This window comes from Kitasatospora sp. NPDC048540 (genome assembly GCF_040651175.1).
Taxonomy (GTDB): domain Bacteria; phylum Actinomycetota; class Actinomycetes; order Streptomycetales; family Streptomycetaceae; genus Kitasatospora.
This window is the reverse complement of the sequence record NZ_JBEZIR010000003.1, coordinates 88889-103026: the sequence shown is the minus strand read 5'-3', so window position 1 is coordinate 103026 and position 14138 is coordinate 88889. Positions and strand designations below refer to the sequence as shown.

The following is a 14138-nucleotide window of genomic DNA, read 5'->3' as shown; positions in this document are numbered from 1 at the left end:
GCGGCACTCCCGCCGGGGAAGGCCTCGCCGCCATCATCCCCGCTCCGCCCCCCGGCCCCGGGAACGGGCCGTTACGTCCGGTCGGACGGAGTACGGCGGTCCCGTGGGGGCAACCCGGCGTCGGGGGAGGCGCACTGAAGGCAGGTGAGCGCGCGGCCGGCCCGTCGTACCGGCGCCGCCCTACGCCTCGTCGTCCCGCTCCAGGACCAGGCCGACCGAGCCCTCGACCAGGCCGTGCCCGGCTTCGAGATGCAGGTGGCTGCCGTCGGGAGTGCCGTCCGCCGCCAGCGCCAGCAGATGGGCGGCGAGCGTCCGCAGTCCCGCGGCGTCCGCCTCGACGACGACCTCACCCCCGAGGCTGCGCACGTTGATCCGGGCCCGCTCGTCCCAGCCGAACGCGAGCGGCACACCGTCCGCCCGCGCGGTCATCCGGACAGTGGCGACGGGGAATCCATCCGGTTCCGAGGTCATGGCCGCATCCTGCCACCGCACCCGGCCGCGGTCCCACCGGGCACCACCACCCCTACCGGGCCCGGAACATGACGAAAGCCCAGCCTCGCGGATGATCCGCTGAGCTGGGCCTCGATCAAGCACTTCTTGCGAAGTGCCCCCGGCAGGATTCGAACCTGCGCACCCGCCTCCGGAGGGCGGTGCTCTATCCCCTGAGCTACGGGGGCCTGCTGTGTGCCGCGGTGTTCTTGCGACGTGGAGAACATTACCAGGCCCGCAGCGTGGTCCGTGCACGGGTTTCCACGGCGGGTCCACGGATGCTCCGCCGCGGGTCCGCGCCGGCCGTCGGCGGCGGCCGGCAGGCCCGGGTGGGCGCCGCTGCGGCGGCTCTCGGCAAAGCCCGGACGGGGGGGTGGAGGCGCGGCTACCCTCGGTGATGTGCCGGGAACGTCCGGGCGGGTCCTCGTGGTGGATGACAGCGAGGTGATCCGCCAACTGATCAGAGTCAACCTGGAGCTGGACGGCTTCGAGGTGGTGACGGCCGCCGACGGCGCCGAGTGCCTGGAGGTCGTCCGCCGGGTGGCGCCGGACGTGGTGACCCTCGACGTGATGATGCCCCGGCTCGACGGGCTGAGGACCGCGGCCCGGCTGCGGTCCGCGCCCGAGACCGCCCGGCTGCCGATCGCCATAGTCAGCGCCTGCACCCCGGCCGACCTGCGCCGCGGCGAGGCGGTGGGCGTGGACGGCTACCTGGCCAAGCCGTTCGACCCGGCGGACCTGCTGGAACTGGTGCACCGGCTGCGCGCGCTCGGCGCGGCCGGCCGGGCCGGCGGTTTCGCGTACGGATTCGGCGTCGGCACGCCCACCCGGACCGATTCCGCTCTCGGCGAACACGGCTCGCCGGGTGCGGGTTACCCCTGATCCCCGACGATCTCCGACGTCTCAGCCGGCAAACCGGGTGGCGGGCCCCTCCCCCTTCTCGCCTACCCTTGGCGTCGTGACACCCGCAGAGCTTTCCCAGGCAGTCCTGGCCGCAGTGAGCGCCGTCGTTGAGGCGGGCGACCTGACCGTCGCCGTGCCCGAGCACGTGACGGTCGAGCGACCCAAGAACAGGGACCACGGCGACTACGCCACCAACGTGGCCCTCCAGCTCGCGAAGCCGGCCGGCCGGCCGCCGCGAGCCGTCGCCGAACTGGTCGCCGCGCGCCTGCGCGAGCTGCCCGGGGTCGCCAAGGTGGACATCGCCGGGCCCGGCTTCATGAACATCACCCTGGACGCCGCGACCCAGGGCGAGCTGGCCCGCACCATCGTCGAGGCCGGCGAGGGGTACGGCCGCAACGAGGCGCTCAAGGGCCTGAAGATCAACCTGGAGTTCGTGTCGGCCAACCCGACCGGCCCGATCCACATCGGCGGCGTCCGCTGGGCGGCCGTCGGCGACTCGCTGGCCCGGGTCCTGCGGGCCACCGGCGCCGACGTCACCACCGAGTACTACCTGAACGACGCCGGCGTGCAGATCGGCAAGTTCGCCATCTCCCTGCAGGCCGCCGCCAACGGCCGGCCGGTCCCGGAGGACGGCTACGTCGGCGAGTACATCGTCGACATCGCCAAGGCGATCGTGGACGGCGTCCCCGGCGTGCTCGACCTGCCCGAGGACGAGCAGCTGCAGGTCTTCCGGACCAAGGGCCTGGAGCTCATGGTCGCCGAGATCAAGCGCTCGATGGACGAGTTCGGCACCCACTTCGACGTGTGGTTCTCGGAGAAGACGCTGCACGACTCGGGCGCCGTCGAGCAGGCGATCGAGCGGCTGCGCGAGCAGGGCCACGTCTTCGACCAGGACGGTGCGATCTGGCTGCGCACCACCGACTTCGGCGACGACAAGGACCGTGTCCTGATCAAGGCCGACGGCGAGACCACCTACTTCGCCGCCGACGCCGCCTACTACCTGAGCAAGCGGGACCGGGGCTCCGAGGTCTCGGTCTACATGCTCGGCGCCGACCACCACGGTTACGTCAACCGCCTCAAGGCCATCGCCGCCTGCGCGGGCGACGACATGAACCGCAACATCGAGGTGAAGATCGGCCAGTTCGTCAAGATGATCCGGGACGGCGAAGAGGTCCGGATGTCCAAGCGGGCCGGCAACATCATCACCATCGACGACGTGGTCGACTGGATCGGTGTCGACGCCGCCCGGTACACGCTGGCGCGGTCCTCCACGGACTCCACCATCACGCTCGACATCAACGTGCTGACCAGCCAGACCAACGAGAACCCGGTCTTCTACGTCCAGTACGCGCACACCCGGATGTGCGGCGTCCAGCGCAAGGCGAACGAGCTGGGCATCACCAAGGCCCCCGACTTCAAGCCCGAGCTGCTCGCCACCGAGTGGGAGTCCACGCTGCTCGGCCAGCTCGGTGAGTTCCCGCGGGTGCTCGCCAAGGCCGGCGAGCTGCGCGAGCCGCACCACGTGGCGCGCTACCTCGAGGACGTGGCCCGGGACTACCACCGGTTCTACGACAACTGCCAGATCCTGCCGAAGGGCGACGAGGAGGTCACCGACCTCACGCACGCCCGCCTCTGGCTGGCCGACGCGACGCGCACGGTCATCGCCAACGGCCTCACGCTGCTCGGCGTATCCGCCCCCGAGCGGATGTAGCGGGCAGCAACTCCCGGCGGCAACGGGGGCGGTGACGGTCCGTCAGGACGGTCGCCGCCCCTTCGCGCAAGAGCCCGCACCCCCTCACGCCCCACTCCCCGACCCGACCCGACCGGCCCCGCCCGACCCGGCACAGCGCAGGAAGAGGCCCCAGATGAGCCGCTCCGCCCACCCCGCAGGCCCCCGCCACGGCGATGTGCTGACCGAGGGCCACTACCAGGCCCCGCCGAGCGACCTCAACGCGCTCGACCCCAAGGTCTGGTCCGCCACCGTCGCCCGCGACGCCCACGGCGCGGTCACCGTCGGCGGCCTGGACGTGCGCTCGCTCGCCGCCGAGTTCGGCACCCCGGCGTACATCCTGGACGAGGCGGACTTCCGGGCCCGCGCCCGCGCCTGGCGGGACGCCTTCGGCGAGGACGCGGACGTGTACTACGCGGGCAAGGCGTTCCTGTCCAAGGCGGTGGTCCGCTGGCTGCACGAGGAGGGGCTGCGGCTGGACGTCTGCAGTTCCGGCGAGCTCGCGGTGGCACTCGCGGCCGGGATGCCGGGGGAGCGGATCGCGCTGCACGGCAACAACAAGTCGGCGGCCGAGCTGGACCAGGCGGTCAAGGCCGGGGTCGGGCACGTCGTCCTCGACTCGTACCAGGAGATCGAGCTGCTGGCCGCCGCCGCCGAGCGCCAGGGCGTCCGGCAGCCGGTGCTGATCCGGGTCACCGTCGGCGTCGAGGCGCACACCCACGAGTTCATCGCGACCGCGCACGAGGACCAGAAGTTCGGCCTGTCGCTGGCCGGCGGCGCCGCGCTGGAGGCCGTCCGCCGGGTGCTCGCCCACCCCGCGCTGGAACTGCGCGGCATCCACTCGCACATCGGCTCGCAGATCTTCGACACCGCAGGCTTCGAGGTGGCCGCCCACCGGGTGGTCGGCCTGCTCGCCGCGGTCCGCGACGAGCACGGCGTCGAACTCCCCGAGATCGACCTCGGCGGCGGCCTCGGCATCGCGTACACCAGCGACGACGACCCGAGCGAGCCGGCCGCCATCGCCGCCGCGCTGCGCGCCATCGTCGGCCGCGAGTGCGAGGGTGCCCGGCTGGCCGTGCCGCGGCTGTCGGTGGAGCCCGGCCGGGCGATCGTCGGCCCGACCGCGTTCACCCTGTACGAGGTGGGCACCGTGAAGCCGCTGGCGGGTCTGCGCACCTACGTCAGCGTGGACGGCGGGATGTCGGACAACATCCGCACCGCCCTGTACGACGCCGAGTACTCGGTGGCGCTGGCCTCCCGCACCAGCGACGCCGGCCCGATGCTGTCCCGCGTGGTGGGAAAGCACTGCGAGTCCGGCGACATCGTGGTCAAGGACGCCTTCCTGCCGGCCGACCTGGCCCCCGGCGACCTGCTGGCGGTACCGGCCACCGGCGCGTACTGCCGCTCGATGGCGAGCAATTACAACCACGCCCTGAAGCCTCCCGTGGTGGCCGTCCTGGACGGCCGGGCCCGGGTGATCGTCCGGCGCGAGACGGAAGAGGATCTGCTGCGCCTGGATATCGGATGACGAAATCCTTGTCTCAGATCATGGAACGACCGTAGATCTGTGCGGAAAGTCCCCGAGACTGGTAGTGACCCAAGACCGACGGGCGTCGACCGAACGCCGTCGGAGACCGAGAATGCAGAGCGGAGTCGGATGATGCGTACGCGCCCGCTGAAGGTGGCGTTGCTGGGCTGTGGTGTGGTGGGCTCCGAGGTGGCGCGCATCATGACGACGACGGCCGACGACCTCGCCGCGCGGATCGGCGCGCCCGTGGAGCTCGTGGGCATCGCCGTCCGCCGGACCGGCCGTGCCCGCCCGGGCGTGCCCGAGCACCTGCTCACCACCGATGCCGAGGCCCTGGTCACCCGGGGCGACATCGACGTGGTGATCGAGGTGGTGGGCGGCATCGAGCCGTCCAAGCACCTCATCCTCGCGGCCATCGGCAAGGGCGCCTCGGTGGTCTCCGCCAACAAGGCGCTGCTCGCCCAGGACGGCGCCGAGCTGCACGAGGCGGCCGCCAGGGCCGGGGTCGACCTGTACTACGAGGCCGCGGTGGCCGGCGCGATCCCGCTGATCCGCCCGCTGCGCGAGTCGCTGGCCGGCGACAAGGTCAACCGGGTGCTGGGCATCGTCAACGGCACCACCAACTTCATCCTCGACAAGATGGACACCACCGGCGCCGGGTACTCCGAGGCGCTGGAGGAGGCCACCGCGCTGGGCTACGCCGAGGCCGACCCGACCGCCGACGTGGAGGGCTTCGACGCCGCCGCCAAGGCCGCGATCCTGGCCGGCATCGCCTTCCACACCAAGGTCACCGCCGCGGACGTGTACCGCGAGGGCCTGACCGAGGTCACCGCCGCGGACATCGCCTCCGCCAAGCAGATGGGCTGCGTGGTCAAACTCCTCGCGATCTGCGAGCGGGCCGCCGACGGCGGCTCCGTCACCGCCCGGGTGCACCCCGCGATGATCCCGCTCAGCCACCCGCTGGCCTCGGTCCGCGAGGCGTACAACGCGGTCTTCGTGGAGGCCGAGGCGGCCGGCCGGCTGATGTTCTACGGTCCGGGCGCCGGCGGCGCACCGACCGCCTCCGCCGTCCTCGGCGACCTGGTCGCGGTCTGCCGCAACCGGCTGAACGGCGCCACCGGCCCCGGCGACTCGGTGTACACCCGGCTGCCCGCCAAGCCGATGGACGAGGTCGTCACCCGCTACCACGTCAGCCTCGACGTGGACGACCGGGCGGGCGTGCTCGCCCAGGTCGCCTCCACCTTCGCCGAGCACGGGGTGTCCATCGACACCGTGCGCCAGCAGGGCCGGGACGGCGACGCCTCGCTCGTGGTGGTGACCCACCGCGCCACCGACGCCGCACTGTCGGCGACGGTCGACAAGCTGCGCGCGCTGGACAGCGTGCGCGACGTGGCCAGCATCATGCGGGTCGAAGGGGAGTAGGAACAGCCATGAACGCCGTCATCGACAGAGCCAGTGGCCACACCCACCAGTGGCGCGGCCTCATCGAGGAGTACCGCGACCGGCTGCCGGTCACCGCCGACACCCCCGTGGTCACCCTGCTGGAGGGCGGTACGCCGCTCGTCCCCGCCCAGGTGCTCTCCGAGCGCACCGGCTGCGAGGTCTACCTCAAGGTCGAGGGCGCCAACCCGACCGGGTCCTTCAAGGACCGCGGCATGACGATGGCCATCTCCAAGGCCAAGGAGGACGGCGCCCAGGCCGTCATCTGCGCCTCCACCGGCAACACCTCCGCCTCGGCCGCGGCGTACGCGGTGCGGGCCGGGATGGTCTCCGCCGTGCTGGTGCCGCAGGGCAAGATCGCGCTCGGCAAGATGGGCCAGGCGCTGGTGCACGGCGCGAAGATCCTCCAGGTGGACGGGAACTTCGACGACTGCCTCACCCTGGCGCGTGAACTGTCCGAGAAGTACCCGGTCGCGCTGGTCAACTCGGTGAACCCGGTCCGGATCGAGGGCCAGAAGACCGCCGCCTTCGAGATCGTCGACATGCTCGGCGACGCCCCCGACATCCACGTCCTGCCGGTCGGCAACGCGGGCAACATCACCGCCTACTGGAAGGGCTACCGCGAGTACGCCGCGGACGGCCTGGCCGCCCGCACCCCGCGGATGTGGGGCTTCCAGGCCTCCGGCTCGGCCCCGATCGTCGACGGCGCCCCGGTGCTCAAGCCGCAGACCATCGCCACCGCGATCCGGATCGGCAACCCCGCCTCCTGGGACTTCGCGCTCGCCGCGCGGGACGAGTCGGGCGGTCTCATCGACAAGGTGACCGACCGTCAGATCCTGTCCGCCTACCGGCTGTTGGCGTCGCAGGAGGGTGTCTTCGTGGAGCCCGCCTCGGCCGCCTCGGTGGCCGGCCTGCTGGCCAAGGCCGAGGCCGGGCTGGTCGACCCGGGCCAGCGGATCGTCTGCACCGTCACCGGCAACGGCCTGAAGGACCCGGACTGGGCGGTGGCCGGCGCCCCGCAGCCGCAGATCGTCCCGATCGACCCGGAGGCGGCGGCACTGCGCCTGGGCCTGCTGGACTGACCACCCCGGAGCGACGGCGCCCGGCCGTCCTGCCGGCCGTGCTGACCAGGTGTCAACGGTGGGCCGCCCCGCCCGGGGCGGCCCACCTGCCGTGTCCGGACGACACGTCCGGTGTCGGTCCGCTGTCTTTTTCCATGCCGTTTTCCGCACGGTTTCCGGCCACAACCGGCAACACGGTGGATCGAACGGGAGCGGGGTGTACCGCTGTGGAACCTGTCTTCGATAGTCTGGTTCCCGGCGGGCCGCGCCTTCGGCCTGCGGTCGCCCGCTCCGCCGGAGCCCTCCGGCCGGGCCCCCGCCGCCGTACCACTGGCCCGTACGCAACCGGGCCGTCCCACTCCCCAGGAGACACCAACCACATGGCCGGTCCCGCGTTCCGCGCTGCCGCCGTCAGGGTCCGGGTTCCCGCGACCAGCGCCAACCTCGGCCCGGGCTTCGACGCCTTCGGACTCGCCCTCGGTCTCTACGACGACGTGGTGGTCCGGGTCGCCGACTCCGGACTGACCGTCGACATCGCCGGCGAGGGCGCGGAGAACCTGGCCCGGGACGAGCGCCACCTGGTGGTCCGCTCGATGCGCGCCGCCTTCGACCGCCTCGGCGGCCAGCCGCGCGGCCTCGAAGTGGTCTGCGCCAACCGGATACCGCACGGCCGTGGCCTCGGTTCCTCCTCGGCCGCCATCTGCGCCGGCCTGGTCGCCGCGCGCGCCGTCACCATCGGCGGCGCCGGCCTGCTCGACGACGACGCGCTGCTCGCGCTCGCCTCCGAACTCGAGGGCCACCCCGACAACGTCGCCGCCTGTCTGCGCGGCAACTTCACCGTCGCCTGGACCGACGACGACGGCGCGAGGACCATCGTGCTGGAGCCGTCCGCGCAGGTCGTCCCGGTCGTCTTCGTCCCCTCCACCGAGGTGCTCACCGAGACCGCGCGCGGCCTGCTGCCGAAGACCGTGCCGCTGGCCGACGCCGCCGTCAACGCGGGCCGCGCCGCGCTGCTGGTCGAGGCGCTCACCCGCCGTCCCGAACTGCTGCTGACCGCCACCGAGGACCGCCTGCACCAGGACTACCGGGCCTCCGCGATGCCGGACAGCGCCGCGCTGGTCGCCGCCCTGCGCAACGAGGGCGTGCCGGCCGTCATCTCCGGGGCCGGCCCGACCGTGCTGGCGCTGACCGACGAGGCGGGGGCCGAGAAGGTGCTCGCCTTCGCGCCCGGCTTCGCCGCGCACCGGCTGGAGCTCGACCGCGCCGGAGCCTGCGTCCTGCCCCTCGACATGTAGGGGTGCGCGGGGCGCACGCCGGGCTGAGCAGCGGGAACGTCCGCGCACGGATTGGCAGGACGGACACGATTGACGAGGACGGGGCTGGGGAATGTGTCAGGGGGTCGGTAGTGTTAACCTCATTGCTGCACCAGGTGCCCTCCGGGGCGCGGTGCGACGCGTCCCGATCCCGACATCCCGCCCGCACGGCCCGACAGCCGTACCGGGTGAGCTGCGGAAGCGCGGGACCACGATTCTCCGGGAGTCCACCACATCGCGTACGCAGCCTGCCTGCGCGACTGGGGCGCATCCCGAAGCCGTGACGGCACCTGACTCCCACCCGCAGCCTCCAGACTGAGGCCCGGACGGGCGGAGCCCTGGGTACCGGAACGCGACGGGGGCCCGGGTTTCACAGGCGCAGCGGTGCCGGCACGAGTACCGGCCATCCGCGCCACTTCGCACCACAGTGCACCGCACTTCGCAATTCTCCCGATCGGATCAGCCTTTCGGGGGAATCCCGCCTCGGACCAGCGCGAACAGACGTTGGTCAGGACAGCACAACCGGTCGCCGAGCCAGACAGGCCGACGTCCGCTCCAGGGAAGGACCCTTAGTGAGCGACACCACCGATCTGATGGGCGCGCGCCCGGACGCCGACGCGTCGGACGCAGCCGCCGCCCCCGCGGCTCCGGCACGGCGCCGTCGTAGCGCTGCCGCGGGCCTGGACGGCCTGGTCCTGGCCGAGCTTCAGAAGCTCGCCTCGACTCTTGGAATCAGCGGTACCGGACGCATGCGCAAGAGCCAGCTGATCGAGGCCATCAAGGACAAGAGCGGCGGTGACCCGCTGCTCGCCGGCGCCGCCGCCCCGGCCCAGGCCCCGGCCGCCAAGCGCGCCGCCAAGGCCGCCCCCGCGGCCGAGGAGAGCGCCGCCCCGGCCGCCCCGGCCGAGGAGAAGCCGGCCCGCCGCACCCGCGCCGCCGCCGCGGCCGCCGAGGCCCAGCCGCAGATCGAGATCCCGGTCCAGGCCGCCGCCGAGACCACCGCGCCGGCCCGCACCGAGCGCACCCGCCGCCGGGCCACCTCGGCCGCCGGCGCCCCGGTCGCCGAGGCCGCCGCCGAGCAGGCCGGCGCCGTGGTCGCCGAGGCCAAGGCCGAGACCCGGACCGCCGAGCAGCGCGGCTTCGAGGGCGAGGCCCGCACCGAGCGCCGGGACCGGCGCGACCGCCGGGACCGCCGTGAGGGCGGCGCCGAGCGCGCCGAGGGCGGCGAGGCCCAGGACGGCGACTCCCGCGAGTCGCGCCGTGACCGCCGCAACCGCCGCGAGCGCGAGCGGCCCGAGCGCGGCGAGCGCCAGGGCGGCCAGGGCGGCCAGCAGCAGGGCGGCGCGCAGGACGCCGGCCAGCCGCAGCGCCAGAGCCAGCCGGCCGGCCAGCCGCAGGCGGGCGGGTACGACGACGACGAGTTCGGCGACGGCCGCCGTGGCCGCCGTGGCCGCTACCGTGACCGCCGTGGCCGTCGCCGCGAGGGCTTCGAGGGCACCGGTGCCCCGGAGCCGGTGGTCGGTGACGACGACGTCCTGATCCCGGTCGCGGGCATCCTGGACATCCTCGACAACTACGCGTTCGTGCGGACCTCGGGCTACCTGCCGGGCTCCAACGACGTCTACGTCTCGCTGGCCCAGGTGCGCAAGCACGGCCTGCGCAAGGGTGACGCCATCACCGGCGCGGTGCGCCAGCCCCGCGACGGCGAGCGCCGCGAGAAGTTCAACGCCCTGGTGCGGCTGGACTCCGTCAACGGCATGGACCCGGACAGCGGCCGCGGCCGGCCCGAGTTCGGCAAGCTCACCCCGCTGTACCCGCAGGAGCGGCTGCGCCTGGAGACCGACCCGGGCGTGCTGACCACCCGCATCATCGACCTCGTGTCGCCGATCGGTAAGGGCCAGCGCGGTCTGATCGTCGCCCCGCCGAAGACCGGCAAGACGATGATCATGCAGGCCATCGCCAACGCGATCACCCACAACAACCCCGAGTGCCACCTGATGGTCGTCCTGGTCGACGAGCGTCCGGAAGAGGTCACCGACATGCAGCGGTCGGTGAAGGGCGAGGTCATCTCCTCGACCTTCGACCGCCCGGCCGAGGACCACACCGTGGTCGCGGAGCTGGCCATCGAGCGCGCCAAGCGCCTGGTGGAGCTGGGCCACGACGTGGTGATCCTGCTGGACTCGATCACCCGCCTGGGCCGCGCCTACAACCTGGCGGCGCCGGCCTCCGGCCGCATCCTGTCCGGTGGTGTCGACTCGACCGCGCTGTACCCGCCGAAGAAGTTCTTCGGTGCCGCGCGCAACATCGAGAACGGCGGCTCGCTGACCATCCTCGCCACCGCGCTGGTGGAGACCGGCTCCCGGGCCGACGAGGTGGTCTTCGAGGAGTTCAAGGGCACCGGCAACATGGAGCTCAAGCTCGACCGCAAGCTCTCCGACAAGCGGATCTTCCCCGCGGTGGACGTCGACGCGTCCAGCACCCGCAAGGAGGAGATCCTGCTCGGCAACGACGAGCTGGCGATCACCTGGAAGCTCCGCCGGGTGCTGCACGCGCTCGACTCGCAGCAGGCCATCGAGCTGCTCCTGGACAAGATGAAGCAGACCAAGAGCAACGCCGAGTTCCTGATGCAGATCGCCAAGACCACCCCCGGTTCGGGCGACTGACGCAGGATCGGCCGACAGGGCCCCGGACCGCGCTGCGGTCCGGGGCCCTTGTCATGTCCGGGGTCAAGTCGGGTGGGGCGGCTGGCGGCCCGCTGCGCGCTTATCCTCAAAACAACGGTCATACCGGATGAAAGGGTCGGGCGCACGATGCTCACGCGGCCACGGTCGCGCCGGGTGACGAGGGAGGCGAGATGGCCGGACCGCAGGAGGACGACCCGCAGCGGCCCGCCGCCGCACCCCCGGACACCGAGCCGCCCGAGGGGACGCCCGCGGCCGGTAAACGCCCGCGGCGGCGGCTGAGACGCAACCTGATCATCGCGGCGAGCGCCCTGGTCCTGCTGACCGCCGGCGCGGCCGGCTACGCGTACCTGCGGCTCAACGGCAACATCACCAGCGTCGACATCAACGGCCAGCTGGGCGAGGCCCGGCCGCCGGCCGCCACCGACGGCTCGTTCAACCTGCTGGTGCTCGGTTCGGACTCGCGCGGCGGCGCCAACGGTGCCCTGGCCGGCGGCGCCACCGACGGCACGGCCCGCTCCGACACCGCGATGGTGGTGCACGTCAGCCAGGACCACAGCCGCGCCAGCGTGGTGAGCATCCCCCGGGACACCCTGGTGGCCCGCCCGGCCTGTACCGCGCCGGACGGCAAGAGCGTCCCGGCCGCTCGCAGCGCGATGTACAACACCGCCTTCGAGGTCGGCGGACCCGCCTGCGCCGTGAAGACCACCGAGCAGCTGACCGGGCTGCGGATGGACCACTACGTGCAGATCGACTTCGCCGGGTTCGCCGAGCTGATCGACACCATCGGCGGCGTCACCGTCACCACCGCCGTCCCGATAACCGACCAGGACAGCGGGCTCAAGCTGCCGGCCGGCACCCACCACCTGGACGGCGACCAGGCGCTCGCCTTCGTCCGCACCCGGCACGGGGTGGGCGACGGCAGCGACCTCGGCCGGATCGAGCTGCAGCAGCAGATGGTGAGGTCGATCATGAGCCAGGTCGGCAAGGTCGGGCTGACCACCAACCCCGCCAAGCTCTGGGCCACCGCCGACAAGCTCACCAAGAGCGTCACCACCGACTCCGACCTGGGCTCGGTCAACTCGCTGGTCGGTCTCGCCGACACCCTCAAGTCCATCGGCCCGGACCAGATGGCGATGGTCACTCTGCCGGTCGTCACCGCACCCTCGGACGCCAACCGCGTGGTGCCCGCCCGCCCGCTGGCGGACCAGCTGTGGGCCGCGCTCAGGGCCGACCAGCCGGTGCCCGCCGCCGTGACCGCCGGACAGCCCGCCGACCCGGCCCAGGGCCCCACCGCGGGCCCCTCGGCCAGGGCGACGGCCGGAGCCTCCACCGGAACCGCGGCAAGGTCCCCGGGGGCGGGAGCGGGCACCCCAGCACGCCGGGCCGGCGGGTAGCCGTGGAATAACCGGGAAATGTACCCGGTTTGGGAAGATGCGGTCAGTGCTGGCACACTGGTCCGTCGGTCCCGGTTCACGTGCAGCTCCCGCTGCCGACCCGGTGCCCTCCCGAAACCTAGGAGAACCCCTTGAAGCCCAACGTTCACCCCGAGTACGTGGTCACCAAGGTGACCTGCACCTGCGGCGCCGAGTTCACCACCCGCTCGACCGAGACCAGCGGCGAGATCCGCGCCGAGGTCTGCTCGCAGTGCCACCCGTTCTACACGGGCAAGCAGAAGATCCTCGACACCGGTGGCCGCGTGGCCCGCTTCGAGGCCCGCTTCGGCAAGAAGCACAGCGCCCCCCAGGCCTAGCGCTTCCACGGCGCCGGTCTCCGGCGTCCCCGTCGTACGGTGGGGACGCTGGGGCCGGCGCCGTTCGCGTCTCCCCGCACCCCTCGCCACCCAGCCCCACCAGCTCTCACGGGAAGTAGGCCCACCCCATGTTCGAGGCAGTCGCAGAGCTCCTGACCGAGCACGCCGACCTCGAGACGCGGCTGGCCGATCCGTCGGTCCACGCCGACCAGGCCAACGCCCGCAAGCTCGCCAAGCGCTACGCCGAGCTCACCCCGATCACCGTCGCCTACCGTGCCTGGCGCGCGGCCGGCGAGGACATCGAGGCCGCCCGCGAGCTGGCCGCCGAGGACCCCGACTTCATCGCCGAGGTGAAGTCCTCCGAGGCCCGCCGGGACGAGCTGACCGAGGAGCTGCGGCTGCTGCTGGTGCCGCGCGACCCCAATGACGACAAGGACGTCATCCTGGAGGTCAAGGCCGGCGAGGGCGGCGAGGAGTCCGCGCTGTTCGCCGGCGACCTGCTGCGGATGTACCTGCGCTACGCCGAGCGGCTGGGCTGGAAGACCGAGCTGATCGACGCCAACGAGTCCGACCTCGGCGGCTACAAGGACGTCTCGGTCGCCGTGAAGACCCGCGGCACCACCGAGCCCGGCCAGGGCGTCTGGGCCCGGCTGAAGTACGAGGGCGGCGTGCACCGCGTGCAGCGGGTGCCGGCCACCGAGTCGCAGGGCCGCATCCACACCTCCGCGGCGGGCGTGCTGGTCACCCCCGAGGCCGAGGAGGTCGAGGTCGAGATCCACGCCAACGACCTGCGGATCGACGTCTACCGCTCGTCCGGCCCCGGCGGCCAGTCGGTCAACACCACCGACTCGGCGGTCCGGATCACCCACCTGCCGACCGGTATCGTGGCGTCCTGCCAGAACGAGAAGAGCCAGCTGCAGAACAGGGAGCAGGCCATGCGCATCCTGCGCTCGCGGCTGCTCGCCGCCGCCCAGGAGGCCGCCGAGCAGGAGGCCTCGGACGCGCGCCGCAGCCAGGTCCGCACGGTGGACCGCTCGGAGCGGATCCGGACCTACAACTTCCCCGAGAACCGCATCTCCGACCACCGGACCGGCTTCAAGTCGTACAACCTGGACCAGGTCCTGGACGGCGACCTGAACGCGATCATCCAGTCCTGCGTGGACGCCGACGCGGCCGCCAAGCTGGCTGCCGCGCAGGAGAACTGAGCACCGAAGCCCGAGCCCACAGACCAGGGGTGTGTA

General features: G+C 72.6%; 11 protein-coding genes and 1 tRNA gene. 10 read left to right on the top strand and 2 right to left on the bottom strand.

Annotated features, from left to right (window positions below):
• Positions 1 to 180: 180 nt before the first annotated feature.
• Both AB0D08_RS03170 and AB0D08_RS03165 read right to left on the bottom strand, forming a co-directional pair.
• Positions 181 to 471, bottom strand: coding sequence for a hypothetical protein (locus AB0D08_RS03170; protein WP_233289151.1), 291 nt, complete (start codon positions 469 to 471; stop codon positions 181 to 183).
• Positions 472 to 605: 134 nt separating this feature from the next.
• Positions 606 to 677, bottom strand: a tRNA-Arg gene (locus AB0D08_RS03165).
• 211 nt (positions 678 to 888) lie between these two features.
• Here AB0D08_RS03165 and AB0D08_RS03160 point away from each other — a divergent pair.
• The 10 genes from AB0D08_RS03160 to prfA all read left to right on the top strand — a co-directional run bounded on the left by AB0D08_RS03160 (position 889) and on the right by prfA (position 14102).
• Entirely contained in the window at positions 889 to 1371 is a 483-nt protein-coding gene (locus tag AB0D08_RS03160) for a response regulator (protein WP_082526764.1), read from the top strand.
• 76 nt (positions 1372 to 1447) lie between these two features.
• Positions 1448 to 3103 (top strand): arginine--tRNA ligase, encoded by a 1656-nt coding sequence (argS, locus tag AB0D08_RS03155; RefSeq protein WP_033822176.1) that lies wholly within the window; start codon positions 1448 to 1450, stop codon positions 3101 to 3103.
• A gap of 154 nt (positions 3104 to 3257) precedes the next feature.
• Complete coding sequence (gene lysA, locus AB0D08_RS03150; protein ID WP_033822175.1) at positions 3258 to 4649, top strand: diaminopimelate decarboxylase; 1392 nt, start codon at positions 3258 to 3260, stop codon at positions 4647 to 4649.
• Between the two features lie 129 nt (positions 4650 to 4778).
• Positions 4779 to 6071 carry a homoserine dehydrogenase gene (locus AB0D08_RS03145; protein ID WP_033822174.1) on the top strand — a complete coding sequence of 431 codons (1293 nt, stop codon included), beginning with the start codon at positions 4779 to 4781 and terminating at the stop codon, positions 6069 to 6071.
• A gap of 8 nt (positions 6072 to 6079) precedes the next feature.
• Positions 6080 to 7171, top strand: a complete 1092-nt coding sequence (gene thrC / locus AB0D08_RS03140; RefSeq protein WP_033822173.1) for a threonine synthase — start codon at positions 6080 to 6082, stop codon at positions 7169 to 7171.
• 359 nt (positions 7172 to 7530) lie between these two features.
• Positions 7531 to 8445 (top strand): homoserine kinase, encoded by a 915-nt coding sequence (gene thrB, locus AB0D08_RS03135; RefSeq protein ID WP_033822172.1) that lies wholly within the window; start codon positions 7531 to 7533, stop codon positions 8443 to 8445.
• Between the two features lie 590 nt (positions 8446 to 9035).
• Positions 9036 to 11126, top strand: a complete 2091-nt coding sequence (gene rho / locus AB0D08_RS03130; protein WP_359886065.1) for a transcription termination factor Rho — start codon at positions 9036 to 9038, stop codon at positions 11124 to 11126.
• Between the two features lie 191 nt (positions 11127 to 11317).
• Positions 11318 to 12541, top strand: coding sequence for an LCP family protein (locus AB0D08_RS03125; protein WP_063794488.1), 1224 nt, complete (start codon positions 11318 to 11320; stop codon positions 12539 to 12541).
• Positions 12542 to 12672: 131 nt separating this feature from the next.
• On the top strand, positions 12673 to 12897 hold the full coding sequence (rpmE, locus tag AB0D08_RS03120; protein WP_033824065.1) for a 50S ribosomal protein L31: 225 nt from the start codon (positions 12673 to 12675) through the stop codon (positions 12895 to 12897).
• 128 nt (positions 12898 to 13025) lie between these two features.
• Positions 13026 to 14102 (top strand): peptide chain release factor 1, encoded by a 1077-nt coding sequence (prfA, locus tag AB0D08_RS03115; RefSeq protein WP_033824066.1) that lies wholly within the window; start codon positions 13026 to 13028, stop codon positions 14100 to 14102.
• Positions 14103 to 14138 lie beyond the last annotated feature (36 nt).

What these genes read in the sequence shown, in the direction of transcription:
- AB0D08_RS03170 (WP_233289151.1), bottom strand. Translation starts at nt 471, where the DNA reads ATGACCTCGGAACCGGATGGATTCCCCGTCGCCACTGTCCGGATGACC.
- lysA (WP_033822175.1), top strand. Translation starts at nt 3,258, where the DNA reads ATGAGCCGCTCCGCCCACCCCGCAGGCCCCCGCCACGGCGATGTGCTG.
- AB0D08_RS03145 (WP_033822174.1), top strand. Translation starts at nt 4,779, where the DNA reads ATGATGCGTACGCGCCCGCTGAAGGTGGCGTTGCTGGGCTGTGGTGTG.
- thrC (WP_033822173.1), top strand. Translation starts at nt 6,080, where the DNA reads ATGAACGCCGTCATCGACAGAGCCAGTGGCCACACCCACCAGTGGCGC.
- thrB (WP_033822172.1), top strand. Translation starts at nt 7,531, where the DNA reads ATGGCCGGTCCCGCGTTCCGCGCTGCCGCCGTCAGGGTCCGGGTTCCC.
- AB0D08_RS03125 (WP_063794488.1), top strand. Translation starts at nt 11,318, where the DNA reads ATGGCCGGACCGCAGGAGGACGACCCGCAGCGGCCCGCCGCCGCACCC.
- prfA (WP_033824066.1), top strand. Translation starts at nt 13,026, where the DNA reads ATGTTCGAGGCAGTCGCAGAGCTCCTGACCGAGCACGCCGACCTCGAG.